The sequence below is a fragment of the Mycobacterium asiaticum genome (genome assembly GCF_001673315.1).
Taxonomy (GTDB): domain Bacteria; phylum Actinomycetota; class Actinomycetes; order Mycobacteriales; family Mycobacteriaceae; genus Mycobacterium; species Mycobacterium asiaticum_B.
The window spans coordinates 1-26227 of record NZ_LZLQ01000001.1; the positions used below are offsets into that span (position 1 = coordinate 1).

Annotated in this window: 25 protein-coding genes; 14 read left to right on the forward strand and 11 right to left on the reverse strand. The window is 67.4% G+C overall.

Annotation, left to right across the window (positions count from 1 at the left end):
- Nucleotides 1–252: 252 nt before the first annotated feature.
- A complete protein-coding gene (locus A5636_RS00005; RefSeq protein WP_065156657.1) occupies nt 253–1422 on the forward strand; it encodes a CoA transferase in 1170 nt (389 codons plus the stop codon).
- Nucleotides 1416–2717: an amidohydrolase family protein gene (locus A5636_RS00010; protein WP_065156658.1), complete on the forward strand. Its 1302-nt coding sequence runs from the start codon at nt 1416–1418 to the stop codon at nt 2715–2717. Before A5636_RS00005 ends, A5636_RS00010 begins: the two co-directional genes overlap by 7 nt.
- 3 nt (nt 2718–2720) lie before the next feature.
- Here A5636_RS00010 and A5636_RS00015 read toward each other — a convergent pair whose 3' ends face one another.
- On the reverse strand, nt 2721–3623 hold the full coding sequence (locus tag A5636_RS00015) for an alpha/beta hydrolase (RefSeq protein ID WP_065156659.1): 903 nt from the start codon (nt 3621–3623) through the stop codon (nt 2721–2723).
- Between the two features lie 131 nt (nt 3624–3754).
- Here A5636_RS00015 and A5636_RS00020 point away from each other — a divergent pair, with 131 nt between their 5' ends.
- From A5636_RS00020 to A5636_RS00055, 8 genes are all read left to right on the forward strand, one after another.
- Nucleotides 3755–4402 (forward strand): SAM-dependent methyltransferase, encoded by a 648-nt coding sequence (locus tag A5636_RS00020; protein ID WP_065156660.1) that lies wholly within the window; start codon nt 3755–3757, stop codon nt 4400–4402.
- 10 nt (nt 4403–4412) lie between these two features.
- Nucleotides 4413–5660 (forward strand): molybdopterin-dependent oxidoreductase, encoded by a 1248-nt coding sequence (locus A5636_RS00025; protein ID WP_065156661.1) that lies wholly within the window; start codon nt 4413–4415, stop codon nt 5658–5660.
- 1 nt (nt 5661) lies between these two features.
- Nucleotides 5662–6171 (forward strand): hypothetical protein, encoded by a 510-nt coding sequence (locus A5636_RS00030; protein WP_065156662.1) that lies wholly within the window; start codon nt 5662–5664, stop codon nt 6169–6171.
- 113 nt (nt 6172–6284) lie between these two features.
- Nucleotides 6285–7484, forward strand: a complete 1200-nt coding sequence (locus tag A5636_RS00035; protein WP_065156663.1) for an alpha/beta hydrolase — start codon at nt 6285–6287, stop codon at nt 7482–7484.
- A gap of 44 nt (nt 7485–7528) precedes the next feature.
- On the forward strand, nt 7529–8938 hold the full coding sequence (locus tag A5636_RS00040) for a WS/DGAT/MGAT family O-acyltransferase (RefSeq protein WP_065156664.1): 1410 nt from the start codon (nt 7529–7531) through the stop codon (nt 8936–8938).
- 34 nt (nt 8939–8972) lie between these two features.
- Nucleotides 8973–9776: a crotonase/enoyl-CoA hydratase family protein gene (locus A5636_RS00045; RefSeq protein ID WP_065156665.1), complete on the forward strand. Its 804-nt coding sequence runs from the start codon at nt 8973–8975 to the stop codon at nt 9774–9776.
- 89 nt (nt 9777–9865) lie between these two features.
- On the forward strand, nt 9866–11368 hold the full coding sequence (locus A5636_RS00050; protein ID WP_065156666.1) for a class I adenylate-forming enzyme family protein: 1503 nt from the start codon (nt 9866–9868) through the stop codon (nt 11366–11368).
- Nucleotides 11365–11661, forward strand: a complete 297-nt coding sequence (locus A5636_RS00055; RefSeq protein WP_065156667.1) for a hypothetical protein — start codon at nt 11365–11367, stop codon at nt 11659–11661. The genes A5636_RS00050 and A5636_RS00055 overlap by 4 nt, the downstream gene beginning before the upstream one ends.
- Before the next feature lie 5 nt (nt 11662–11666).
- Here A5636_RS00055 and A5636_RS00060 read toward each other — a convergent pair whose 3' ends face one another.
- The gene (locus tag A5636_RS00060; RefSeq protein WP_253900424.1) at nt 11667–12305 is read right to left on the reverse strand and encodes a TetR/AcrR family transcriptional regulator; all 639 of its coding nucleotides are present in this window, start codon (nt 12303–12305) and stop codon (nt 11667–11669) included.
- Nucleotides 12306–12327: 22 nt separating this feature from the next.
- Nucleotides 12328–12462 (reverse strand): hypothetical protein, encoded by a 135-nt coding sequence (locus tag A5636_RS27510; protein ID WP_301336660.1) that lies wholly within the window; start codon nt 12460–12462, stop codon nt 12328–12330.
- 218 nt (nt 12463–12680) lie between these two features.
- On the opposite strand from A5636_RS27510, the gene A5636_RS00065 reads away from it, so the two are divergent.
- Entirely contained in the window at nt 12681–13466 is a 786-nt protein-coding gene (locus A5636_RS00065; protein ID WP_065156668.1) for a crotonase/enoyl-CoA hydratase family protein, read from the forward strand.
- Nucleotides 13467–13575: 109 nt separating this feature from the next.
- Here A5636_RS00065 and A5636_RS00070 read toward each other — a convergent pair whose 3' ends face one another.
- The gene (locus A5636_RS00070) at nt 13576–15051 is read right to left on the reverse strand and encodes an aldehyde dehydrogenase (protein ID WP_065156669.1); all 1476 of its coding nucleotides are present in this window, start codon (nt 15049–15051) and stop codon (nt 13576–13578) included.
- A gap of 105 nt (nt 15052–15156) precedes the next feature.
- Nucleotides 15157–15924 carry a class I SAM-dependent methyltransferase gene (locus tag A5636_RS00075; protein WP_065156670.1) on the reverse strand — a complete coding sequence of 256 codons (768 nt, stop codon included), beginning with the start codon at nt 15922–15924 and terminating at the stop codon, nt 15157–15159.
- 193 nt (nt 15925–16117) lie between these two features.
- Between A5636_RS00075 and A5636_RS00080 the strand changes: the two genes are divergently transcribed.
- Nucleotides 16118–17290: a glycosyltransferase family 4 protein gene (locus A5636_RS00080; protein WP_065156671.1), complete on the forward strand. Its 1173-nt coding sequence runs from the start codon at nt 16118–16120 to the stop codon at nt 17288–17290.
- Here the strand turns inward: A5636_RS00080 and A5636_RS00085 are convergent.
- On the reverse strand, nt 17287–18054 hold the full coding sequence (locus A5636_RS00085) for a YoaK family protein (protein WP_065156672.1): 768 nt from the start codon (nt 18052–18054) through the stop codon (nt 17287–17289). The two genes, A5636_RS00080 and A5636_RS00085, sit on opposite strands and share 4 nt — an antisense overlap.
- A gap of 168 nt (nt 18055–18222) precedes the next feature.
- Between A5636_RS00085 and A5636_RS00090 the strand changes: the two genes are divergently transcribed.
- The gene (locus A5636_RS00090; protein WP_065156673.1) at nt 18223–18543 is read left to right on the forward strand and encodes a helix-turn-helix transcriptional regulator; all 321 of its coding nucleotides are present in this window, start codon (nt 18223–18225) and stop codon (nt 18541–18543) included.
- An 11-nt stretch (nt 18544–18554) separates the two neighbouring features.
- Here A5636_RS00090 and A5636_RS00095 read toward each other — a convergent pair whose 3' ends face one another.
- Nucleotides 18555–20237, reverse strand: coding sequence for a hypothetical protein (locus A5636_RS00095; RefSeq protein WP_065156674.1), 1683 nt, complete (start codon nt 20235–20237; stop codon nt 18555–18557).
- 4 nt (nt 20238–20241) lie between these two features.
- Nucleotides 20242–21612 carry a DUF3068 domain-containing protein gene (locus tag A5636_RS00100; protein WP_065156675.1) on the reverse strand — a complete coding sequence of 457 codons (1371 nt, stop codon included), beginning with the start codon at nt 21610–21612 and terminating at the stop codon, nt 20242–20244.
- A gap of 169 nt (nt 21613–21781) precedes the next feature.
- On the opposite strand from A5636_RS00100, the gene A5636_RS00105 reads away from it, so the two are divergent.
- Nucleotides 21782–22948, forward strand: coding sequence for an acyltransferase family protein (locus tag A5636_RS00105; RefSeq protein ID WP_155763464.1), 1167 nt, complete (start codon nt 21782–21784; stop codon nt 22946–22948).
- A gap of 5 nt (nt 22949–22953) precedes the next feature.
- Here A5636_RS00105 and A5636_RS00110 read toward each other — a convergent pair whose 3' ends face one another.
- From A5636_RS00110 to A5636_RS00120, 3 genes are read right to left on the reverse strand one after another with little or no spacing between them, the layout of a single operon-like run.
- A complete protein-coding gene (locus tag A5636_RS00110) occupies nt 22954–23703 on the reverse strand; it encodes a PP2C family protein-serine/threonine phosphatase (protein ID WP_065156677.1) in 750 nt (249 codons plus the stop codon).
- Complete coding sequence (locus A5636_RS00115; RefSeq protein WP_065156678.1) at nt 23700–25190, reverse strand: AMP-binding protein; 1491 nt, start codon at nt 25188–25190, stop codon at nt 23700–23702. The genes A5636_RS00110 and A5636_RS00115 overlap by 4 nt, the downstream gene beginning before the upstream one ends.
- Nucleotides 25187–26167, reverse strand: coding sequence for a phosphotriesterase (locus tag A5636_RS00120; RefSeq protein WP_065156679.1), 981 nt, complete (start codon nt 26165–26167; stop codon nt 25187–25189). The genes A5636_RS00115 and A5636_RS00120 overlap by 4 nt, the downstream gene beginning before the upstream one ends.
- Nucleotides 26168–26227: the final 60 nt, after the last annotated feature.

Below are 26227 nucleotides of genomic sequence, written 5' to 3' on the forward strand. Positions count from 1 at the left end.
GTCAGGTGCTGCGATGAGGTACGACATCGGGGAACCCGTCTACTAACTCGGACACGACCCCAGGGCCGTGTGTAGTTGTCCCCCGGTCATGTGGATTGGCGAAGCCGATACGAACGATAACCCAAAGCCGCCGATCGCATACCGCATTCCACATATACATAACCAATTCATCCAGTTAGTTTTCTTTAGCCTGGTCAGGGCGGCTCATGGTCCGCTGGCCCGCGGCACGTGCGTTCGCGTGCAGCGCGCACCATGGGTGAGGTGAACGCTCGGTGGGCTGCGGAATGGGGGAGCAGCGGGCTGGCCCACCTGACCGGTCTGCCTGACGGGCCGCCCGACTTTTCCCGCGCCAACGTTCTACGACGTGCACAGCGGGTGGTCGCGGATGCGGCGACATTGCTGACCGGGCGGGCGGGTTTGCTGGGTCTCACGCGCGGCGGCCGGGTATCGGCCGGTGGCGCAACCCGGTTGATGGCAGCTCGTGACGGCTGGTGCGCGATGACGCTGTCGCGCCCCGACGACATCGCCGCGGTCCCCGCGCTGTTAGGCGTCGACGACGCGGGCCAGGATCCCTGGCCGGCGGTGCAGCGCTGGGTGGCGACATGTCCAGTGGCGCACATCGTCGGCCGCGCCGAATTACTCGATATCCCCGCGGCCGTCCTCGGCGAGGCGCCCGCCGGACCGCCCCGAATCCGGCAGATCGCCCACAGCGTGCCGCCGCGCGACGTGGGCGGTCTGTTGGTGGCCGACCTGTCCTCGATGTGGGCGGGCCCGCTGTGTGCGCACCTGCTGGCCCGCGCCGGCGCCACCGTAGTCAAGGTCGAGAGTCCCACCCGCCCCGATGGCACCCGCGCCGGTCACCGCGCCTTCTTCGACTGGATCAACGGCCGCAAGCTGTCCTACTGCGTGGATTTCGCACGAGGATCCGACGAGCTGCGCGCGCTGCTGGCAGTCGCCGACGTGGTGGTTGAAGGGTCGCGGCCGGAGGCGTTGGCCCGACGGGCGCTCGGTGTGGGGGACACCGGGCACCGAGACGGGCGCATCTGGGTGCGCATCACCGGGCATGGTGGAGATTCCCGGCGGCCCGCTTTCGGCGACGACGCCGCGGTGGCCGGCGGCCTGGTCGGATCCGCTGCTGCTGGTCCGGTGTTCTGCGCTGATGCCATCGCTGACCCGCTGGCCGGTCTGGAGGCCTTCGGCGCGGTGCTCGCATCCCTGCACCGTGGCGGGGGCGAGCTCATCGAGATCTCCATGGCGGCGGTCGCCGCGACCTATGCGGCCCTGCCGCCAGAGCCCTCGCAAGCCGCGCTGCCCGCGCCGCCACCGCGCGCACCCACGTTGACCGCCACCGCGCCGGCCCTGGGCGCCGACAACGCCCGCGTACGCCACCTGGTGGACGAAAGACGCTGCCTATCATGCTGATTCAGCGAGCCACGTTGTTAGACGGGGCGACTGTCGACATTCGCGTCGGAGCTCGGATAGAGGAAGTCGGCCAACGGCTGACCGCGCAGCGGGGCGAGGCGGTACTGGATGCGGGCGGCGCAGCGGTGTTGCCGGGGTTGCACGATCACCATGTGCATCTGCGTTCGGCTGCCTCGGCGCTGAATTCACTTTCGGTCGGACCGCCGTCGGTCCGCACCAAAGATCAACTCACACAGGCGCTTACACAAGCGGTGCCCGGTCCCGACGGATGGATCCGCGCAGTCGACTACCACGAATCGGTTGCCGGAGAGCTGAACCGGGCCACTTTGGACGCGGTGTTGGCGCATGTCCCGGTGCGAGTTCAGCACCGCAGCGGCGCGTTGTGGGTGCTCAACTCCGTGGCGTTGGGACGGGTCGGGCTGGCCGGCCATCCCGACGGCCGGCTACGCAGCGCCGACCCGTGGGCGGATGCGTTGCAACGCAGAGAGAGCGACCTGGCCGAACTCAGCCGGCGGATCACGGCGAAGGGCGTCACCGGCGTCACCGACGCCACCCCTGACCTGGACGTCAACGACCTCGTCTCGCTGATGATGGCACACCGCAGCGGTGAATTCCGGCCTGGCGTAAGGCTACTCGCGCCGGGTAAGAAGATCCTGCACGACGACCGGCTGGATCTGACCGCACTGACCGAGTGGATCCGCGATCGTCACCGCCTCGGCCAACCCGTCGCGGTGCACTGTGTGACGGCGGCCCAACTGGTGGTCACGATTGCCGCCCTCCGCGACGCCGGCAGTCACCCGCTGGACCGCATCGAGCACGCGGCCGTGGTACCCGAAGACAATCTGGCCGATCTGGCCGAGCTGGGCGTCACGATTGTCACCCAGCCCAATTTCGTTTCCGAGCGCGGAGATCAGTACCTCACCGATGTTCCGGCCGAGGAGGTCGATCAGCTTTGGCGGGTCGCTTCGCTGCGCAGTGCCAAGATCCCGGTCGCGCTCTCCACCGACATGCCGTTCGGCGACGGCGACCCGTGGGCCGCGATGCGTGCGGCGGTGTCACGGACCACACCCAGCGGGATTGTGCTCAACGGCGACGAATGTGTCACCCCGAGAGCGGCTTTGACGATGTTCCTGGGCTGGTCGGACCGTCCGGACCGGCCGCGGACCGTAGAGATCGGTGAGCCGGGGGATCTGTGCGTGTTGTCCGAGCCGCCCGCCATGGCGTTGGCCGAACTGGATGCGGAACTGGTGGCCGCCACCCTGATCCGAGGTGAACTCGTCTACTTCGCCATGTGATCGTCAGCCCGTCGGGGCCAGCGCATCCCGCACGGCGTCGCACTGTTGGTTGAAGAACTGTTCTGACACAGCTGCTTTCGGCAACACCAGGTCGAAGCCGTGGAACGCGCCCGGCACCGTCTCGACTCGGCATGGCACCCCGGCGTCCCGCAGCCGTTGGGCGTAGGCGAGGTCCTCGTCGTGGAACAGATCGTGGGTGCCCACTCCGATCCAGGCGGGCGGCAGTCCGCTTAGATCGTCGCGGCGTCCCGGCACCGCTGTCCGCGGGTCCGCGTCACCCAGATATGCCGTCCAGCCGAACTGATTGGCCCGCGGATCCCACAACCGGTGGCGGGCATCGGCGGCAACCGACGCACTCCGGTCATCCAGCATCGGGTACACCAACAGCTGGAAGGCTGGTGCAACTTCGCCGCGATCGCGGGCCAGCAACGCCAGTGCCGCGGCAAGACCGCCGCCGGCGCTGGCCCCGCCGATGGCGACCCGCGCGGGGTCCACCGCCGGCAGCCCGGCCAGCCAGAGCAACGCCGCATAGCAGTCATCCAGCGGTGCGGGGTAGGGGTGCTCGGGGGCCAACCGGTAATCCACCGACGCGACGGTGATGCCCAGCGCGCGGCAGAAACGCATGCACAGCCGGTCGTCCTGCTTCGCGTTGCCGATCACGTAGCCGCCGCCGTGAATCCACAGCAAGGCCGGGCCCGGCTCGGTGACACCGGTAGGCCGGTAGACACGGACGCCCACTCCGGATCCGAGGGTCAGCACCTCGACCCCGCGCGGCGTGCGCCTGTTGTTCAACGGCATCAACGTCCGCATCAGCGGCAGGGTCCGGGGACCGACCAGTCGCCGCGGCGCAATGCGCGCGAGTCGGCGCAGGTCAGGGTGAACTTCGTCGTTCGAGGGGGCCGGCACGGATCCAGTATCCAACGCGGCCCATCCGCAATTGCTTCGGCTCCGAATCTCTGGCGCGAGCTGTTCGGATGGCCGGGCATGACGACTGCACGATGATTGGTCGCAGCGTGCTCAAACACTAGGGGCGTGGAATGCTTGGACATCTGTACGATCGCGCACTTGGCGGCGAACGATGTTGGATCAGGCATGACGACGGCGAGGTACAGCCACTGCCGACCGAGCGGTGGCTGGGACGCATCGTCGGTCGCACGGCGCGCGGCGGTGAAGAGGAATTCGACGAGGCCGTCGCGCAGTTGTGTACCGGCCCCACCATCGAACTCGGATGCGGTCCCGCGCGTTTGGTGTCGCGGCTGGTGCGGCGGGGGATACCCGCTCTGGGCGTCGACCGGTCGGCGACGGCGATTCGGATCGCCGGCCGCGGCGGTGCCCCGGCCCTGCTGGGCGATGTGTTCGAACCGCTGCCCGGCACGGGTCAGTGGCAGACGGTACTGCTGGTCGACGGCAATGTCGGCCTCGGCGGCGATCCCGTCCGCATTCTGCGCAGGGCCGCCGAACTGCTGGGCCGCGACGGGCGGTGCGTCGCGGAGTTCGACGCCCGGGCCATCGGCGTCGAGGACCGTTGGGTTCGGCTCGAGTCCGGAAGTGAGGTAGGGCCGTGGTTTCGCTGGGCATCGGTGGGTCTGGACAGTGCGGCTGCGCTGGCAGCTCAGGTCGGTCTGACCCTCACCGGGGTCCGGATGATCGGCGGCCGGGTGGTCGCGGTGCTGGTTGCCCGCTGAAGGAGGCCAGATGAGCCGCCCGTCTGCGGTCGCGCGGTTCACCAGCCCACTGCGCGGTCCCTGGCTGACGTCGGTGTTCGGCGCGGTGTTGCTGGTCAGCCTGCCCGTCGTCATCCTCACCGGCCTGCTCTCCTATATCGCCTATGCGCCGCAACTCGGTCAAGCGATTCCGGCCGACGTCGGGTGGCTGCGGCTGCCCCTGTTCACCTGGCCTACCCGGCCGTCCTGGCTGTACCGCTTGACGCAGGGATTGCATGTGGGGTTGGGGCTGGTGATCATCCCGGTGGTGCTGGCCAAGCTGTGGTCGGTGATACCGAGGCTGTTCGTCTGGCCGCCGGCACGTTCGATCGCCCAACTGCTGGAACGAATCTCGCTGCTGATGCTGGTCGGTGGGGTGCTCTTCGAGATCGTCACCGGAGTGCTCAACATCCAGTACGACTACATCTTCGGGTTCAGCTTCTATGACGCGCACTATTTCGGTGCCTGGGTCTTCATCGCGGGCTTCCTGACCCATATCGCACTGAAGTTGCCGCGCATGATCGCCGGATTGCGCTCGAGGTCGCTGCGAGAAGTCCTGCGCACCAACGTCTCCGACACCAAACCCGAACAAGTCGACGACAGTGGACTGGTGGCCGTCGATCCGGCCGCACCGACCGTGAGCCGACGCGGGGCGCTGGGCCTGGTGGGTTCGGGCGTGCTGCTGCTTGCGGTGCTGACGGCCGGCCAGACCCTGGGAGGGCCGGCGCGCAGCCTCGCGCTGCTACTGCCCAGAGGTCGGCCGACCGACGACAGTCCCGACTTCCCGGTCAACCGGACAGCCCTCGTCGCCGGCATCACGACTGAAAAGGTGGGTGCAGCTTGGCGATTGACGTTGCATGGCGGCGCCTCCCCGTTGGTCCTGGACCGGGCCGCGCTTTTGCAGTTGGCCCAACATACCGTGCGGCTGCCGATTGCCTGCGTCGAAGGCTGGTCGACGGTCCAGACCTGGCGCGGGGTGCGCCTGGCCGACCTGGCCCGGCTGGCCGGGATGCCGTCGCCCGCGGGTGCGCGGGTGCGGTCGCTGGAACGGCGCGGCGCCTTCGCCGAAGCCAGCTTGCAGGCCAACCAGATTGCTGATCCGGACGCTGTGTTGGCGCTGCGGGTCAACGGTGCCGACCTGTCGCTGGATCATGGCTACCCGGCCCGGATCGTCGTCCCAGCGCTGCCCGGTGTGCACAACACCAAATGGGTCGAATCCATCGACTTCCGGGTGGCCTGAAATGAGCGTTTTATCAACGTTTTTCAACAAATATTATGGCGCCCACCCGGTGCATCTGCTGGTGATGGTGGCAGGTTTCGCGCTATCCGGTTATGCCCTGGTCACCATCACGCCTGCGGCGCTGTGGAATCCGCACACCTGGTGGCAGTCCGTCATCGTCTGGTTCGCCGCCGCGGTGATCGCCCACGACCTACTTCTCTATCCTTTGTATGCGCTGACGGACTTGGTGATTGGGCGTCGTACGATTCGGCGACGCCCAGAAATACCGGCGCACAATTACATTCGATTCCCGGCCCTGGGGGCTGGGTTGACGCTGCTGGTCTTTCTGCCCGGCGTCATCGAACAGGGTGCTCAAACGTACCGGGACGCAACCGGTCAATCCCAGCAGCCTTTCCTGGGCCGATGGCTGTTGTTGGTCGCCGCCATGTGCACCGGGAGCGCAATCCTGTATGTCGCGCGCATTTTCCTGGCGCGGCGTCGGCACGGGCAGCAAACTGTCTCAGGGGCTTGAGCGCGGGCCGATAACGTTAATAGCAAACAATCGGCTATTGCCTTTTCCGACACCGGCTAAGAACCGCCAGATTGTGGGTGTTATTACCGGCCGGCGGGGGTACGCTCCCCTCCATGTCGGCGACTGGACAGTCCAATTCCTGCGTCAAGCGGCTGCTGCGCGCCGGTCCCTCTGATTATCTACTGGCGATGAGCAAGGCAGGTGCTTCGCTTCCGCTGGTAGGCAAGAGCCTCGAACCGCTGGGAACCGTCGCCGCGATGAGCGTCTGGGGCTTGCGGTTCGCGCCGGAACTGATGTCTGCATCCGCCAAGAACTGGTTCGCCCCCGGCAACGGTGAAATGCGCCGGCGGGACCGGGAGAGCACCAATGACGTGTCCATCGCGGCATTGCGGGGCATGGTCTCGGCCGCGGAACTCGACGTGGCGTGGCCTGCGACGGAACGCACCCCGCCGTTCTGGGAAGCCCTGCGCCAACAGAAGTACCTGTACCGCCGCAACGTTCACTACGGCGACCATCCGGCCCAAACGCTGGACGTGTGGCGCCGCAAAGATCTTCCTGCCGAGCCCGCGCCGGTGATGATCTTCGTGCCGGGCGGTGCCTGGGTGCACGGCAGCCGCAAGATGCAGGGCTCGGCGCTGATGTCACGGCTGGCCGAGCAGGGTTGGGTGTGCCTGGCGATCGACTACCGGGTTTCGCCGCACAACCGCTGGCCACGGCACATCACCGACGTCAAGACCGCCATTGCGTGGGCGCGGGCCAACGTAGACAAATACGGGGGCGACCGCGAATTCGTCACGGTGGCGGGTTGCTCGGCTGGTGGGCACTTGGCCGCGCTGGCCGGTCTCACCGCCAACGACGCGCAGTTCCAGGCGAAGCTGCCCGATGGCGCCGACAGTTCGGTCGACGCGGTAGTCGGAATCTATGGACGCTACGACTTCGAGGACCGCTCGACGCCCGAACGGGTGCGTTTCGTCCAGTTCCTGGAGAAGGTGGTGATCCAGCGGTCGATCGCCCGCCACCCCGAGGTGTTCCGGGACGCGTCGCCGATCGCGCGGGTGCATCGGAATGCGCCACCCTTCCTGGTGATTCACGGCAGTCGAGACGGTGTGATCCCGGTGGCCCAGGCGCGTAGCTTCGTCGAGCGGTTACGCGCGGTGTCGACCTCGGCGGTCAACTACCTGGAGCTGCCGGGTGCGGGCCACGGCTTCGACATGCTTGACGGCCCCCGGGCGGGGTCGATGGCGCACGCCACGGCGCTGTTCCTCAACCAGGTGCACCGCACCCGAACCCAGTTCGCCAAAGAGGTCATCTGACGGCCGCCCGATTGTATGGTCGCGCGTATGGGTAGGGGACTGCCGTGAAGCGGCTCAGCGGCTGGGACGCGGTGCTGCTGTACAGCGAGACACCGAACGTGCACATGCACACCATCAAGGTGGCGGTCATCGAATTGGACGCGGCGAGCCGCGGTTTCACCATTGACGCGTTCCGCCAGGTCATTGCCGGCCGGATGGACAAGCTCGTGCCGCTCGGCTACCAGTTGATCGACGTCCCGTTCAAGTTCCACCACCCGATGTGGCGGGAGAACTGTGAGGTCGACTTCGATTACCACATCCGGCCATGGCAATTGGCCGCGCCGGGTGGTCGCCGCGAACTCGACGAGGCGATCGGGCAGATCGCCAGTACGCCTCTGGACCGTGCGCATCCGTTGTGGGAGATGTACTTCGTCGAGGGGCTGGCCAACGACCGGATCGCTGTGGTGTTGAAAATTCACCACGCGCTGGCCGACGGTGTCGCGTCGGCGAACCTGATGGCCCACGGCATGGACCTGATGCCGACGCCGGCGAGCAGTTCCTATGCCAGCGACCCGGCGCCTACCAGACGCGAGCTGGTCAGTGCGGCGTTCGTCGACCACATGCGGCACATCGGGCGGATTCCGGCGACGGTCCGCTACACGGCGCAAGGGGTGCGGCGGGTGCGACGCAGTTCGCGCAAGCTCTCCCCGGAGTTGACCATGCCGTTCACGCCCCCGCCCACCTTCATGAACCACATGCTCACCCCGGAGCGCCGGTTCGCCACCGCCACCCTGGCGCTCGCGGATGTGAAGGCCACGGGAAAGAAACTGGGCGCGACCATCAACGACATGGTGCTGGCCATGTCCTCCGGTGCGTTGCGCACCTTGTTGCTGCGGTACGACGGCAAGGCGGTGCCGCTGCTGGCGTCGGTTCCGGTGAGCTTCAACTTCGATCCGGAACGGATATCCGGCAATTACTTCAGCGGCATGATGGTGGCCATTCCGGCCGATCTCGAGGATCCGTTGGAGCGGGTACAGGCCGCGCACGACAACGCCGTCTGGGCCAAGGAAAGCCACCAGTTGCTGGGGCCGGAGCTGATCAGCCGGTGGGCGGCGTACTGGCCGCGGTCCGGCACCGAGGCGCTGTTCCGTTACCTGGCCAGTCGGGACGGGCAGAACAAGGTGCTCAACCTGAACATCTCGAACGTTCCGGGGCCGCGGGAACGCGGCCGGGTGGGCGGCGCCCTGGTCACCGAGATTTATTCGGTGGGTCCGCTGACCGCGGGCAGTGGCTTGAACATCACCGTGTGGAGTTATGTCGACCAGCTCAACATCTCGGTACTCAGCGACGGCGCCACTGTCAAAGACCCGCACGAGGTGACCGAGGCGATGGTTGCTGATTTCTGCCAGATACGAAGGGCCGCAGGCATTTCCGAAGACTTGACGGTCGTCGCGGATGCGATGGGTCCGGCCTGAACCCGCGTTACACTGACCGGCCGATTCGTCACGGATGTCGACGGCTACCATCGGCACTGTGAGCGACGAGGCGAACTCCGAATCCGAGGTCTTGGTCGAGCAGCGCGACCGGATCCTGATCATCACCATCAACCGCCCGAAGGCAAAGAATGCGGTGAACGCCGCGGTGAGCCGCGGCCTGGCCGATGCCATGGATCGGCTCGACGGCGACGCCGGCCTGTCGGTGGCCGTCCTTACCGGGGCCGGCGGTTCGTTCTGCGCGGGCATGGACCTCAAGGCGTTCGCGCGCGGCGAGAACGTCGTGGTCGAGGGCCGCGGCATGGGCTTCACCGAGCGCCCGCCGGCCAAACCGTTGATCGCGGCCGTGGAGGGATTCTGCCTGGCCGGCGGCTGCGAGCTGGCATTGGCCACGGATTTGATTGTGGCGGCGCGTGATTCGGCGTTCGGGATACCGGAGGTCAAGCGCGGGCTGGTGGCCGGAGGCGGGGGACTGCTGCGGCTGCCCGAGCGCATCCCGTACGCGATCGCCATGGAACTGGCACTGACTGGCGACCAGGTGTCCGCCGAACGCGCGCACGAGTTGGGCCTGGTCAACATCCTGGCCGAGCCGGGCGGGGCGCTGGACGCCGCGGTCGGCCTGGCCGAGAAAATCACTGCTAACGGGCCGCTCGCGGTGGCCGCCACGAAGCGGATCATCACCGAGTCACGCGGCTGGACACTGGAAAACCGGTTCGCCAAGCAGATAGAGATCCTGGCGCCGATCTTCATGTCCAACGACGCCAAAGAAGGCGCGATCGCCTTCGCCGAGAAGCGCCCTCCGCGCTGGACGGGCAGCTGACGCGGGTCTGCTCGGATACGCCGGCCGCCGCCCATGAGTTACACTATCGGCGAGATTTGTAACGGGCGGGGTTCCGAGAAGGATCAAGGATGAGCATTTCGCTGTTGCTCGAGATGGCTGTGTCGGGCAACCCTGACCGCACCGCTGTCGTTTCCGGAGATCTGCGGCTCACCACCCAGCAGCTCAGCGACCTGGCCGACGGCGGTGCCGGCGTCATCGCCGGATCCGGTGCCGGGCATGTCGTATACGTCGGGGTCGGCGGCGCGATGCTGCCGCTGCTGATTTTCGCCAGCGCACGTGCCGGACTCGCTTTCACCCCGATCAACTACCGGTTGGCACCCGATGCCATCCAGGCCCTGATCGACCGGCTGCCCGACCCATTGGTGGTCGTCGACGAGCGCTACCGGGAGCCGCTGGGCAACGCATCCAAGCGGCTCACCACCGCCGACGACTTCGTCGCAGCCGCCCGTGCCGCTGCCCCCGCCGCGGAGTTCGCCGATCCGGACTCCGTCGCGATCGTGCTGTTCACCTCGGGCACCACGGCGCAACCCAAGGCCGTCGAACTCACCCACAACAACCTCACCAGCTATGTCACCGGAACCGTCGAGTTCGACTCCGCGGCGCCAGACGACGCCGCGCTGATCTGCGTGCCGCCCTATCACATCGCCGGGGTAGGGGCGGCGCTGTCCAACCTGTACGCGGGCCGAAAGATGGTGTACCTGACCAACTTCGACGCCCAGGAGTGGGTCCGGCTGGCCAACGAAGAGCGGGTGACCACGGCGACGGTGGTGCCGACGATGCTGGATCGCATCGTTTCGGTGCTGGAGTCGGGCGGGCAGCGCCCCGCCGCGCTGCGCAACCTCGCGTACGGCGGCTCGAAGGTGGGTTTGCCACTGGTGCGGCGGGCGCTCGAATTGTTGCCGGACGTCGGTTTCGTCAACGCCTACGGCCTCACCGAGACCAGCTCGACGATCGCCGTGCTGACGCCCGACGACCACCGTGACGCGCAGGCGGCGCTGTCCAAGTCCGACGTCGCCGTCGCCCGGCGGCTGGCTTCGGTGGGACGGCCGGTGCCCGGCATCGAGCTCGAGGTTCGTGGTGAGGACGGCGTTGCGCTGGGGCCGGGAGAGACCGGCGAGCTGTTCGTGCGCGGCGAGCAGGTATCGGGCCGCTACACCGGAATCGGCTCGGTGCTGGACGAAAACGGTTGGTTCCCAACCAAAGACATCGCCATGCTGGATGAGGACGGTTACCTGTTCATCGGCGGTCGAAGCGACGACACGATCATCCGCGGCGGGGAGAACATCGCGCCCGCCGAGTTGGAGGAGGTGCTTATCGAGCATCCGCACGTTCATGATGTCGCGGTGGTCGGTGTCGAGGATCCGCAGTGGGGCCAGGCGATCGTCGCGGTCGTGGTCCCGTGCAGCGGCGTGGATCCCGACCCCGAAGAGCTGCGGGAGTATGTCCGACAGAGTTTGCGGGGGTCGCGCACGCCGGACCGAGTAGTGTTTCGCGACGAATTGCCAACCACCGCCACCGGCAAGGTACTTCGCCGGGAGATCATCGAAAACCTAGCAGGGGCACAATCATGATCAAGAACGGAACCCGCCTGGCCAGCCAGGTCTGTGACACCCAGGTCATCGTCGTCAGAAGCGCCGACAGCCTCGACGACTTGCGTTGTGGCGGTGTACCAATGGCGGAGATGGGCGCACCGCGATCGGGTGAACTCAACCCGGCCTTCGCCGACGGCAGCGTGATGGGCAAGCGCTATGTGGATGAGGCCGGCGCCGAGTTGCTGGTCACCAAGCCCGGCGCGGGCAGCCTCAGCGTCGGCGAGACCAAGCTGACGCTCAAGGAAGTCAAGCCGCTGCCGGCCAGCGACTGAATCCGCTAGGTCGTCCCGGCCTTATTGCGGGCGACGAATTCCCTTGCCTTGATCAGGAATTGGAGTTGGTCGCCGATCTCGCGCAATGGTCGGGTGCTGTGCGTGGACCGGCAGAGCACGATCGCGCCTTCCAGGGCCGCGATCGAGGTGACCGCCAGCGAAGAGGCGGTTTCCTCGTCAAAGCCCTCGGTGACGAAGGCACGGCCCAGCGCGGTACACCAGCGGCCCAGAATGAGGCCGGCCTCGCTCGCCAATCCGAGTTCGTCGTCGGCGGAGCCGATCGCGGCTGCCACCACGGGACATCCGGCGTTGAATCCGCCATCGGTCAGCAGGCGTTCCCAGAATTGGACGAACTCGCGGAGCAATGCCTTGGCGCCCCGGCCCGCGGCATCATCGATCTGGGCGGTGATGGAGTCACCGGCGTACCGCAACGCCTCGGTCAGAAGCTGATTACGTCCCTCGGGGAAGTGGTAATACACCGAGCCGCGCGGGGCGCCACTGCGGGCCAGCACCGCGTCGATGGTGACGCCGGCCGCGCCGCATTCGCGCATGACCTGCGCGGCGCTGAGGACCATCTTGGTTCGGGTACCACCGCGCCCGGTCGGGATGAACGGGTCCCGCGCGAGATCCGCGGACGTTGGCATGGTCGTCCCTCTCGTGAACTGGTCAGGCGGCGGGCAGGTGACCGGGCTGCGGGGCTGGGCAGGCCATCTGGCGTCGCTGGAACCGAAGTCGACGGCGGTAGGCCGGAATTTCACGGGTAAATCGATAGCCGGCGACGTTGATCTCGATGATCCACATTTTTTCTCCCGCAGGGGGTTTTGCTCTCACGTGGCCGGTGGCCTCCAGCCCGTGACTATGCCGCTTAGCATATTAAACATTAGTTTAAGTAAGCAAGCCCTTAGCTTGAGCTGTGCGAAACCGTGGAATATGTCACATCCGCGCCCAGTGGGTTTGGGAAGCCAACCGTCTGATTATGGTCTCTTGCATAATCTGACTGCCTGCGGTTCACTATGCGAATGACTAGTGGCACCGTGTCGGTGGAACGGGACGGGCACGTCCTGCTCATCGGGCTCAACCGTCCGCACAAGCGCAACTCCTTCGATCGGGCGATGCTCACCGACCTGTCCCGGGCTTACGCGCTGCTGGAATCCGACCCGGAGTTGCGCGCCGGCGTCCTGTTCGCCCACGGCGACCACTTCACCGCGGGGCTGGACCTGGTCGACGTCGGGCCGGGCGTCGCCAGCGGCGAACTCGCCTTCCCCGAGGACGGCCGCGACCCATTTCGTTTCGACGGCACCTGGACCACTCCCTTGGTCGCGGTCGCACACGGCTGGTGCATGACCCTGGGTATCGAGTTGCTGCTGGCCGCCGATATCCGCATCGCCGCGGCGGGTACCCGGTTCACGCAGATGGAGGTGCTGCGCGGCATCTACCCGTTCGGCGGCGCGACGATCCGGCTACCCCGGGAAGCCGGCTGGGGCAATGCGATGCGCTGGCTGCTCACCGGCGACGAGTTCGACGCTGTCGAGGCGCACCGGATCGGATTGGTCCAGGAGATTGCCGACGACGCTACGGCTGCGCTGGCCCGGGCGCGGGAGATCGCGCAGCGAATCGCCGAGCGCGCCGCGCCGCTGGGCGTGCGCGCGACGCTCGCCTCAGCGCATCTGGCTCGCGACCAGGGTGAGGCCGCCGCGGCAGAGCGGCTGGCCCCCGTGGTCCGGGAGCTGTTCGCCAGCGCGGACGCCGCCGAGGGCGTGCAGTCGTTCATCGAGCGCCGACCGGCCCGGTTCGAGGGCCGCTAGCCCGGCGCGAGGTTGCACCAGCAGCGTGGCAGCGCCGAGCGTGAAGCCAGCTTCACGCTAGCGTTCGAACGTGAAGCGAGCTTCACGCTGGAGCGCGGCAAGAACCGGGCTATTCGACCGTGTAACCCATCGGCATCAGCACGCTCTTCTGCTGGGTGAAATGCTCCACACCCTCGGGCCCGTTCTCCCGCCCGATACCGGAGTTCTTGTAGCCGCCGAACGGACAGCAGGGGTCGAACGCATACCAGTTGATGGCGTAGGTCCCGGTGCGGATCTTCTCCGAGATCTCGATGCCCTTCGGCACATCCGAGGTCCACACGCTGCCGGCCAGCCCGTACACCGAGTCGTTGGCGATCTTGATCGCGTCTTCCTCGGTGTCATAGGGAATGATGGCCAGCACCGGCCCGAAGATCTCTTCCTGGGCGATCGTCATCTTGTTGTCGACGTCGGCGAACACCGTTGGCTGCACGAAGAACCCATTGTCCAGCCCCTCGGGGCGGCCGCCGCCGCACACCAGCCGCGCGCCTTCTTCCTTGCCCTTGGCGATGTAGCCCTCCACCCGGTCACGCTGCTTCTCCGAGATCAGCGAGCCGATCTGGGCGGCCGGGTCCGACGGCGGCCCGACCGGTAGCGCCTGCACGAAAGTGCTTACCGCATCGACGATTTCGTCGTACCGCGAGCGTGGCGCCAGGATGCGGGTCTGGCCCACACAGGCCTGCCCGGTGTTCATGATTCCGGAGAACACCATCATCGGGACCGCGGAGGTCAGGTCAACGTCGTCCAGCACGATGGCCGCCGACTTTCCGCCCAGTTCCAGGGTGCACGGCTTGAGTAGATCCGCGGCGCGCTTACCGATCTCCTTGCCGACGGCCGAGCTACCGGTGAAGGTGAACAGGTCGACATCCGGGTTGGACGTCAGCGCCTGGCCGGTCTCAATGCCGCCGGGGACCACCGACAAAACCCCTTCGGGCAGGCCGGCATCGGCGAAGACCTCCGCCAAAGCGTTTGCGGTCAAAGGTGTTTCGGCCGCAGGCTTGAGCACCACCGTGCATCCCGCCAGCAGTGCCGGGCCCAGCTTGTTCACCGCCAGGAACAACGGCACGTTCCACGCCACGATGGCCGCCACCACGCCGACCGGCTCCCGGTGGACGATGGTCTGGCCGTAGGAACCGTTGCGGACCTCGCGCCATTTGACCTGGTCGACTGCCGGTCCGGCGAAGAAGTTCATCGCCCCCATGGACCCCATCCAGTGCATGGTCTCGATGGTCATGGCCGGCTGACCGGTCTCGTCGGCGAGCAGCTTGGCGAACCGCTCCTTGCGCTCCTCGAGCAGTTGCAGCGCCTTGGCGATGACGGCGGCGCGGTCCTTGGGCGGCGTGGTGGGCCACGGGCCGCTGTCGAATGCGGCGCGGGCCGCGGCAACGGCGGCGTCGACGTCGGCGGCCGCCGCCAGCGGCACCTTGCCGACGTACTCACCGGTCGCCGGGCAGTGCACCTCAATGACCTCGTCGGTGGACGGCTGGGTCCACTTGCCGCCGATGAAAAGCTTGTCGTATTCGGTCGCCTGGCTCACGGTCTGAGTCATGTCCGCCGTTCCTCCTCGTCGCATCACGCCGCGTCCTCACCGGTCGCGGTCGGCAGTGATACGCGCCACCCTACCCAAGCCAGGGCAAAACGAGAACCTGTTCCATTATCGCGGCGACAGGACCAGCACCAGATTGCTCACGGCGAACTCGCGCAGCCCCGGTACGGACGTCATCCACCAGGCCCATCGAGGGTGGTAGCGAGGAAAACTCGCCATCGCGGCACCGGTGCTCGCCGCCCAGTCCAACCCATCCGCGGCCGACACGTCGAACAACGACGACCCGTAGTTGTTCTTGGCCGGATGGCCGTGTTTGCGGGCGTACCGCGCTGCCGCTCGAGCACCGCCGAGGTAATGCGTCAGGCCCATCTCGTGCCCTCCGAACGGTCCCAGCCAGACGGTGTAGGACAGCACGACCAACCCGCCCGGCCTGGTCACCCGCAGCATCTCGTTGCCCAGTTGCCACGGTCGCGGCACATGTTCGGCGACGTTGGACGACAGGCAGATGTCCACCGAGTCATCGGCGAAGGGCAGCGCCATGCCAGAGGCACGGACGAACGTGCCGGCCTGCCGTGCCACCACCGGTTGAGCCGCGTGGATCTCGGACTGGTCTGGTTCGACGCCGATGTAACCCGCGCCGGCCCGGTGAAACGCCGCCGCGAAGTAACCCGGCCCGCCGCCGACGTCCAGCACCGTCCGCCCACCCAGAGAGCGGCCGGTCATGGCCCGCCAGAGGTCCTCGACCATGCCTGCGGTATCGGCGGCCAACGCGCCGTAGAACCGGGCCGGCTCCGACTGCTCGAATCGGAACTCCGCCAGCAGCCGGAGCGAGCGGCGCAGCGTCGCGCGCTGCGCGAAGATGCCGGTCACGCCCACGCGGCCACCCTACGGCCCCCGCATTCCACCTACCGGCCGCACGCTCGTCGTCGAACGTGAAGCTGGCCGCACGCTCGTCGTCGAACGTGAAGCTGGCCGCACGCTCGTCGCCCACCGAACGTGAAGCTGGCCGCACGCTCGTCGCCGAACGTGAAGCTGGCCGCACGCTCGCGGCCCGCTAGGCTAGCGAACAATGTCTGACCTGCGCTCCGTGCTGTTGCTGTGCTGGCGCGATACCAGGCACCCGCAGGGCGGTGGCAGCGAAACGTATCTGCAACGCATCGGCGCGCAACTGGCCGCCGACGGCGTCCACGTCACCCTGCGCACCGCCCGCTACCCGGGCGCGGCCAAAACCGAGGTCGTCGACGGTGTGCGCATCAGCCGCGCCGGTGGCCCGTACACGGTCTACATCTGGGCAATGCTGGCCATGGCCCTGGCACGGCTGGGCCCACGGGGGTTCGGCCCGTTGCGCCACGTGCGGCCCGACGTCGTCGTCGACACCCAGAACGGGTTGCCGTTTCTGGCCCGGCTGATCTACGGCCGACGCTCGGTGGTGTTGGTGCACCACTGCCACCGCGAACAGTGGCCGGTGGCCGGTCCGGTGCTGTCCCGGGTGGGCTGGTTCGTCGAGTCCACGCTGTCGCCGCGACTGCACCGCCGCAACCAGTACGTCACGGTATCCCTGCCGTCGGCGCGGGATCTGACGACATTGGGCGTCGACGCCGAACGCATCGCGGTGGTCCGCAACGGCCTGGACGAGGCACCGCCCCGGACGTTGTCCGGCTCGCGGGCCGCCGCGCCGCGTCTGGTGGTGCTGTCCCGGCTGGTGCCCCACAAACAGATCGAGGACGCGCTGGACGCGGTCGCCCAGTTGCGACCCGCCTACCCGGATCTGCACCTCGACGTGGTGGGTGGCGGGTGGTGGCGCCAGCGACTGGTCGAACACGTGCAACGGCTCGGCATCTCCGATGCCGTCACCTTCCACGGACATGTCGATGACACCACCAAACACCAACTGCTGCAACGCTCCTGGGTGCACTTGCTGCCGTCGCGCAAGGAAGGTTGGGGGCTGGCTGTTGTGGAGGCGGGCCAGCACAGCGTGCCGACGATCGGCTACCGATCCTCCGGCGGCCTGTCCGATTCGATCATCGACGGGGTCACCGGCGTGTTGGTCGACAACCAGGCCGAGTTGGTGGACCGGCTGGACCAGTTGTTGTCCGATCCGGTGCTGCGTGATCAGCTCGGCGCCAAGGCTCAGGCACGCAGCGTGGAGTTCTCCTGGCGGCAGAGCGCAGAGGCGTTGCTCACCGTACTGCAGGCCGTGCGGGCCGGCCGGCGCGTGAGCGGCCTCGTCGCGACGGTCTAAGCCGTAGCCGGGGCCAGTTCCGGCGCGATGTTCGCTGCCAGCGCCGCTTCCCGACGGCGCAGGCTTTGACTGCGCACAACGAGTGCGGTCGCGATGCTCAAGCAGATAGCCGCCGGTACCAGCAGCGCGTACCCGTCGAGTCCCGAGCCGAACAGCAGGCCTACGGTGCCGCCGCTCAAGAAGAGCAGCAGCGTCGTCGCGAGGATGGCGGCCTTCCACTTGTCGATACCGTGCTGGTGGCTGCGTCCCAGCATCAGCCCCAGATCTGTGACCGTGCCGGTGATGTGGGTGGTGCGGATGGGCATCCCGTGGAAACTCGACGTGAGTCCGTTCTGCAGGCCGAGCGCCGCAGCGGCCAGCAGCGCGTGGGCGACGGATTGCTCGACACCGATCAGCCCGCGCAGCGGTGTTTCCGCCACCAATACCGCGGCCAGCAGCAGCGTCGCTTCGAGGGTGAGCACCGTGGCGTGGTGCGAACGTGCGGGGTGTTTGTTACCGCCCAGGATCGCTCCGGCCGCGGCGGCGCCGCCACCGAAACCCGCCAGGATGGCCGCGAGAACGTGACCCTCGTACAGCCAGGGGTTGGCGGTGTTCATGCCCAGCTGGGTGGTGATTCCGGTGAGATTGGCGACCGGAACAGCCAGGATCAGCAATGCGACGGCATTGACGAAGCCTGCGACGAACGCCAGCGACGCGCTGTAGAGGAGCACAGCTCGCCGCGAGGAAAGGTCGTCGCGGCGAGTCGAGTCGTTCGCAAGACTCATCAGGACAATCCCTTTCGGTGGTGGACCAAGCTGCCACGAAGCTTATATAACGAAAAAATCTTCATCAATCATTCTTCGTATGAATTTGCCCAGAGTCCCGGCGAGCGCAACGCGCAGGCGAATTAACGAAACGCTTTACGCGAAAGAAGTGGTAGTAAGATCACAGTTGTGAACGCTGCCGAAGCGCCGAAGGGGGACGCCCGCACCGCTGGCGAGTCCGAACGCGGGTGGACGTTCCTGACGAATCACGGGCATGTGCTGCTGTGCGTATCCCTCAGCGAGCCGATGACCGCGCGCGAACTGTCGCTACGGGTCGGCATCACCGAGCGGTCGGTGCAAGCCATCCTGGCGGACCTCACCGGCGAGGGGTACCTGCTCAAGTCCAAATCCGGCCGTCGCAATGTGTACACGCTGAATCCCGACGGCCGGCTACGCCACCCGTTGGAGGCCGGCCACACGGTGGGCGAGCTCATCGAAGCGTTGTCGTAGTCGCTACCGCTTCAGGTGCGCACCGAGCGCACCGAGCGCACTAGAGCGCCGGCGGCGCCGACCAGCAGCAACCCCAGCCAGGCCAGGTGCGCGAGCATGGTCAGCGTCACGTCTGTCGAGTCGGCGCGCGCGGTATCCCCGCCGATGCGATACAAAGCCATTTCGCGATCGCGGTAGACCGGCGGCAGCGCGTGGACGGTCCGCGCGGCGGCGCCCGTCTCCCCGGCACTGTCGGATTCGACGACCAGCCACATCACCCCGGCGGCGGCCAGCGCCGACGGTTCCGGCCCGGACAGCAGTAACTGCTGGACGGCGCGGGCACGCGCACCCTCCCCGGGCACGGTCACGCCGGATATCACCAGGTCACCGGAGGTCAGCACCTCCGAACCCACCCAGCGGGGCAGCGGGTCGAGCACCGGCGCCGCGCCAGACCAGGAGAAGCGCCGCATGGTTCCGGCCGGCAGTACCGCCACCGTGCCGGGCTCGCGGTTGATTGCGGCCGCCACCGCTGCCCAGGCCGGCGGATAGCGCACCGGCGCCACCTTCCCCCAGACGCCCCAGGCCAGGTCGGGCAACACCAGAATCAGCGCCGCGCAGCAGACCGCCGCCGCCGGCCGCAGCCGCCGCTGCAGCACCACCGCCGCGCCCGCGCCGGCCGCCGCGTATCCCGGCACGGCCAGCGCGACCCACTTCTGCCCGTCGCGCAACACCCCGACCCCTGGCACCGCGTCGACCACCGACCGCAACACCTGCCGGCCCGGGTCGGTGGCCAGCAACGCCGGACCCAGCACCGCCACCGCGGCCAGCACCAGCAGCGGCCGCGCGGCCGGGCGATGCACCGCCACCGGCACTCCGATCGCCACCACACCCAGCAGCACCGCTGCCGCGACGACAGCGAAAAGCGTTGTCCGCGTTTCCGGTACGGCCTGGGCGTTCCATATCCCGCCGAGGCTGGCCAGGCTGCCGAGCGTGCCCAGGCCGGGCTCGGCGCGCGGCGCGAACGCGTCGACCCCGACGGCGTTGGCGGGCGAACCCGTCGTCAACGACGCACCCAGCGCGGACGCCGTCAACCAGGGCAGCGCCCCCACCAGCGCGAAACCCGAAGCCGCAACCGCACACAGCCAACGCGGCCAGCCGCCGCCCGGCCCGGCCACGCACACCAGGGCCATCATCGCGGCGAGCAGCAAACCCGTTGGCGTCAGCCCGGCCGCCGCGATCCAGAACGCCAGCGCAAAGACGCCCACGCCGGCTGATCGCAGGCGCAGCATCGTCGTCGCCACCCAAGGCAGGCAGCCGTAACCGACGAGCAAGCTCCAATGGCCCTGCAGCAGCCGCTCAGCGACATAGGGGTTCCAGATCGCCAGCGTCATCGCGACCAGCTCGCCGCCGACGCCGGCCTCGGGCAGCACCGCGGCCACCAGTCGTCCCGCTCCCCAGCCGGCCAACCACAACCCCAGCACCAGCAGCGTCTTGACCACGACTCCGCCGTCCACGACCCGCGATATCAGCGCCACCGCGAAATCCTGCGGGGTCGCGCGCGGCGCCGCCGTCAAACCCAGCGCGGTATCGGTCAGGTACGAACGCGGCGTGGATACAGCGTCGCGCAGCAGCAGATACCCAGGCTGCAGCAGCGGCGCGAGTACCAGCAGCGCCAGCGCCAAGGCATACCCCGGCCGGGCCGATTTGGCCCACACCCAGTTAGGTCCGTTCGGTCGGGCCAGGGCTGGACGGACCCGGCGGACCGGATGGGGTCGGGCCGGGTCCGTCCAGCCCCGCCGTAGTCGGTGGCGGATCCTGCGGTGGCGGGTCCACGTGCGGCCCCGCGTCCGCGTGCGGCCCCGCGTCCACGGGCGGCCCCGCGTCCACGTGCGGCGGCGACGATTCCTCCGCCAGCTCCGGTCGCTGCGTGGGCAGCTTCTCGGTCTCGGCTTCCGCGCCCGGCACCGGTGGTTCCAGCCCGCTGCGCCGGAGGAAGTCGGTGTCGTCACGGTCCAGGCTGGGATCGGTGAGCGCGCTCTCGGTCCGCAAACTGAACGACGCCAGCACGGCACCGCCGATCAGCGCGATCAGACCGGTCACGGTGAACGTGATCGGCAGCACCCGCGACCATAAGGCCAAACGGTCACGCTCGTCTCGCGCGGAATTGACCTGCGACTCCACCGTCTCCTGGGTGGACGTGAGCTTGTAGTCGGCCAGCGTCACCTCGGGCTTGAGGGCGTCGCGGGCGTAGTAGTGGTGGGCCTGATCGGTTTGCTTGACGATGGTGCCGGACACCGGATCCACCCAGAAGGTGCGCTTCGCGGTGTAGTAGCGGGTCATGGTGATCTGCTCGGCCGGGTCGCCGGGCACTCCCCACATTCCCGCGCTGGTGGTGATCTTGCGGTCCTCTTCGCCGGCATACAGCGACGGGTAGGGGATGGGGGCGACCAGCTTGCCTTCGCTGTTGACGCCCACGGTCTGGGTGAAGCGGTAGGTGTTGAGCCCGTTGACGTCGTCTTCGCCTTCGAAGTTCGCATCGAACGGCTTCTGGGCGATCGGATCGAAATAGGAGTACGTCTTGCGTTCGGTGTTGAACGGGAAGCGGTAGGCCAGTCCCTCGTGCCGCAGCGGTATTGCGGTCGGCGGGTTCTCATCGCCGATCCCGCGCGGCTTCTGCACCGAGCCACCCGGGTGCGACTCGTCCGAGACCGCCAGCGCCGTCTTGCGATTGAGGGTCACGTTGTCGACGATGGCCAGCAGCAACCCGCTGTCCTTCTGCTTGTCGCTGCGCCGGACCGAACTTCCTACTTGCAGCGTCACCACTTCGGCGTTGGCCGGCGTCTCGACGCTGATCTGCTGCTGCGACACCAGTGGCACGTTCTGGTTGACCACCACGCGGTCACTGGACAGCGACGCCGCGTCGAGCGCGGTCCCGGTGCCTTCGCTGATCAGCGTCGCATCGATGTTGAGCGGAATTTTGGTGATCTTGCCGCTGGTATAGGTCGATAACAGCAGTGCGGCGATCAGCAGCGCGGCGCCGAGTCCGATTGTCCCGCACGCGGCGATGCGCAACATGACTGCTCGGTTCACGTTGCTGTGACCTCCTTCTGGTCTCCAAAACCGGATGACCCGCTTTGACCTGGCCAGGCAGCGAGGCAAACCCGTTTGACCCTAACAGCAGAATGTAAGGAGCCGCCCGTGCGCGCCGGGTAGTGGTGCTCCCGGCCTAACCCGATGCACGCCCGGGCAAACTGTGGACATGACTGACGACCAGCAGGTGGGTGGCACCCGAAGCTTCCTGCCCGCGGTCGAGGGCATGCGCGCCTGCGCGGCCATGGGCGTAGTTGTCACCCACGTCGCCTTCCAGACCGGGCACTCGAGCGGTGTCGACGGCCGCCTGTTCGGCCGTTTCGACCTGGCGGTCGCGGTGTTCTTCGCACTGTCGGGGTTCCTGCTGTGGCGCGGGCACGCTGCGGCGGCACGGGACCTTGCGCCGCGTCCGCGAACCGGTCACTATCTGCGGTCGCGGGTGGTGCGCATCATGCCGGCCTACCTGGTTGCGGTGGTGGTGATCCTGACCCTGCTACCCGACTCCAACCACGCCAACCTGACCGTGTGGCTGGCCAATTTGACCCTCACCCAGATCTACGTGCCGCTGACCCTGACGGGCGGACTGACCCAGATGTGGAGCTTGTCCGTGGAGGTCAGCTTCTACCTGGCGCTGCCGCTTCTGGCGTTCCTGTGGCGGCGGCTTCCGGTCGGTGCTCGCATCGGTGTCATCGGCGCCCTGGGCGCGCTCAGCTGGGCGTGGGGATGGTTGCCGTTGGCGGTGCTGGGCGGCGGGCCCGGGGCGAACCCGGTGAACTGGCCGCCGGCGTTCTTCTCCTGGTTCGCGGCGGGCATGGTGCTCGCCGAGCTGGTGCACAGCCCGGTCGGCTGGGCGCATCGGCTGGCGCGTCGCCGGCTCCTGATGGCGCTTGTCGCGGTGGCGGCCTACCTGGTGGCGGCATCGCCGCTGGCGGGTCCGGCCGGTCTGGTCCCCAGCACGGCCGCGGAATTCTCGGTGAAGACGGCGATGGGTTCGGTGGTGGCGTTCGCGTTGGTTGCGCCCTTGGTGCTGGACCGGCCGGACACCCGCCACCGGCTGCTGGGCAGCCCGCTGATGGTCACCCTGGGCCGTTGGTCCTACGGCCTGTTCATCTGGCACCTGGCCGCGTTGGACATGGTGTTTCCCGTGATCGGCGCGTTCGCCTTCAACGGTCACATGCCGACGGTGCTGGCGCTGACGTTGATCTTCGGCTTCGCGATCGCCGCGGTGAGCTACGCCCTGGTTGAGTCACCGTGCCGGGAAGCGTTGCGCCGCTGGGAAAAACGCGAGAAGAAGGCCGGCCCGCAGGACCGGGAAGCGGATGCCATCGCACCCTGAGCAGCTCAGGAAATGTTGATCACCAGTGCGGTGATGTTGTCGGGTCCGCCCCCATCCCTGGCCGCCGTGATCAACGCCGCGCACGCATAGCCCGGGTCCGGATTGGCATCGAGGATCTGCGCCAGCGACGGTTCTTTGACGACGCCGTGCAAACCGTCGCTGCACAGCAGGATGCGGTCGCCGGGATGTAACTCCACCGCACTGGCGTCGGCCCGCGCGGGCGGCTTCATCCCCATGTACTTCGTCACCACGTTGCGGGCGCGGTGCTGGCCGGTGTCCTCGGGGTCGACCTGGTGCGCGTCAACCAACGCCTGCACCAGGGTGTGGTCGCGGGTGAGCCGCTGCAGCTGCTGGCCGCGACGCAGATAGGCGCGGCTGTCACCCAAGTGCGCGACCAGCACCCGCGTGCCCGCGATCACCGCCGTCACCAGGGTGCTGTTGGCGCCTTGGTAACGGGCGTCGTCCTGCGACTTGGCGTGCAGGTCGTCGGAGAGTTCGGAGACGGCGCGACCCAGTCGCTCGGGCGAATCCTGGTGGTCGCGCTGGTCGAGTGGCAGGTGGTGAGCCACGTAGCGGGGCAGTATGTCGACCATGGTCTGGGCGGCCAACGCACCGTCGCGACTGCCTCCGACGCCGTCGGCCACCATGAACAGCCACTGGTCGCCATCCACCCCCCAGCGGTCCTGGTTGTCGGATCGCTGACATCCCACATCGCTGAGAGCCGAATACTGCACGTCCAACGTGGGCTGGTTCACGGCCGATCCTCCCGGGTCTTGGCAGTGCTGGCATTGGATAGTCGCGCTACCACCTCATCACGAACGGCCGATCGGCGCGCCTTTCCGGCGTCGTCGCGCAACGGCGTGTCGACGAATTCCACGGTGCGAGGCACTTTGTAGGCGGCCAGTTGGTCGCCGACGAACCGCTGGACTGTCGGGGCATCCAGTTCGGATCCGGTCACCGTGTGTACCAACACGTGCGGCACCTGTCCCAGATCCTCGTGCGGCACACCAACCACCAAGCAGGACAACACGTCTGGGTGCGCAGAAAGGGCGTTCTCGATTTCGGCCGGGTAGACGTTGCGCCCGCCGACGGTGAACATGTCGACCCGCCGATCCGACAGGCAGAGGAAGCCGTCGGCGTCGAAATAGCCGAGATCGCCCAGGGAATCCCAACCGTCCCGGCTCTTGGCTTTGACGCCCACGTACCGGTAGGTCGCCGCGCTGCCAGGGTTGGGACGCATGTAGATCTCGCCCACGACGCCCGGCGGGCACGGATTGCCGTCATCGTCGAGCACCTTCATCTGACCGGAGACCACCTGACCGACCGAGCCCGGGTGGGCCAGCCACTGCTCACCGTTGATGAAGGTCAGCGCCTGCAATTCGGTGCCGCCGTAGAGCTCCCACAGCGCTTCGGGTCCCAGCAACTCGATCCATGCCTGCTTGACGGCCGGCGGGCAGGGCGCGCCGACGTGCCAGAAGCGCCGGATCGAGGACAGGTCATAGGAATCCGGGTCCGCGTTGTAGACGGGTAGGACCCGCTGCATGATCGTCGGCACTGTGGTGAGAAAGGTGACCCGGTGGTCGGCGATCACCCGGAGGAACTCATGCGGATCAAATCGGGGCAGCAACACCAGGTGGTGACGCATCAGCAGCGCGATGGTGGCGGTGGTGAAACCGGTGTTGTGGCTCAGCGGCACCGGCACCAGGCTGGTGTCACCTTCCTGGGCGCCCAGCGGGGCGCCGATGGCCGCCGGTACCCGGCTGTCGCCACCGGCTTCGATCAGTTTGGGGCGTCCGGTGCTGCCGCCGGAGGCCAACGACTTCCAAACCGGCGACACCGCCTCCGGCAGTGCTGCGTCCGAGTACGGGTCGGCGACGAAACCCATTGGCACGCTGGGGATCTCACCAGCGGGGTCGGCTCGCCCGACGAGCAGTGACCGGGGCTTCAACTCCAGTAACGCGGACAGCTCCGCCTCGGGGAGCCGCGGCGACAGCGGCTGAGGTATCGCGCCCAGCTTCCAGCACGCCACCGTCGCCTGCACCCACTCCACGGAGTTCGGCAACAGGATGCTGACGTAGCTGCCCAGGGTCACACCACGCTCGGCATACGCGCGGGCCAGCCGGTTGGTCGAGCTGTCGAGTTCGGCGCGGGTGAGCGTGTCTGCACCGCAGGTGACCGCCGGCTCGTCCGGCGCGATCTCGGCCAGTGCCGAGATCTGAGTTCCGATCGGCGCGACCGTCACTGATAGGCGCCCTGCCGATCGAAGATTTTGCGCGGGTTCTCGACGAGCATGGTGTGGATCTGCTCGTCGGTGACACCGCGTTCCTTGAGGGCCGGGATCACGTCGTTGTGGATGTGCAGGTAATGCCAGTTCGGCGCCATCTGCGGCACCAGATCTTCAGGCAGCGCGTCGAAGTAGCAGTTGGCGTCGTGGGAGAGCACCATCTTGTCGGCGTGCCCGCGCTCGCACATCGTCGCCACGATCTGGACCCGTTCCTCGAACGGCGAGATCACGTCGAGCCCGAACCGGTCCATGCCGAGGTAAGACCCGGCGGCGATGAGTTCCTCGAGGTAGCCGACGTCGGTGCTGTCGCCGGAGTGCCCGATGATCACCCGGCTCAAATCCACGCCTTCCTCTTCGAAGATGCGCTGCTGTTCGAGGCCGCGTCGCAAGCCGGCGTGGGTGTGGGTGGAGATCGGCACCCCGGTGCGTTTGTGCGCCTGGGCGACGGCCCGCAGCACGCGTTCGACTCCGGGCGTGATGCCGGGTTCGTCGGTGGCGCATTTGAGGATCCCGGCCTTGATGCCGGTGTCGGCGATGCCCTGTTCGATATCCCGGACGAACATGTCGGTCATGATCTCTGGGCCGCCCAGCAAGCCGCCGGGGCCTTCGTAGTGGAACCGGAACGGGATGTCGTTGTAGGTGTAAAGCCCGGTCGCCACAACGATATTCAGCTCGGTTTCGGCTGCCACCCGGGCGATGCGCGGGATGTAGCGGCCCAGCCCGATGACGGTGAGGTCGACGATGGTGTCCACGCCGCGGGATTTCAACTCGTTGAGGCGGGCGACCGCGTCGGCTACCCGCTTCTCCTCATCCCCCCAGGCGTCCGGATAGTTGAGTGCGATTTCGGTGGTCATGATGAACACGTGCTCGTGCATGAGCGTGACGCCGAGATCCGCGGTATCGATTGTTCCGCGAGCGGTATTGAGTCCTGACACGCCTTTGATGCTAGGTCGCTGCGGCGCCTTACCAACAGGGTCGTTTTGTTCCGGCTCGTG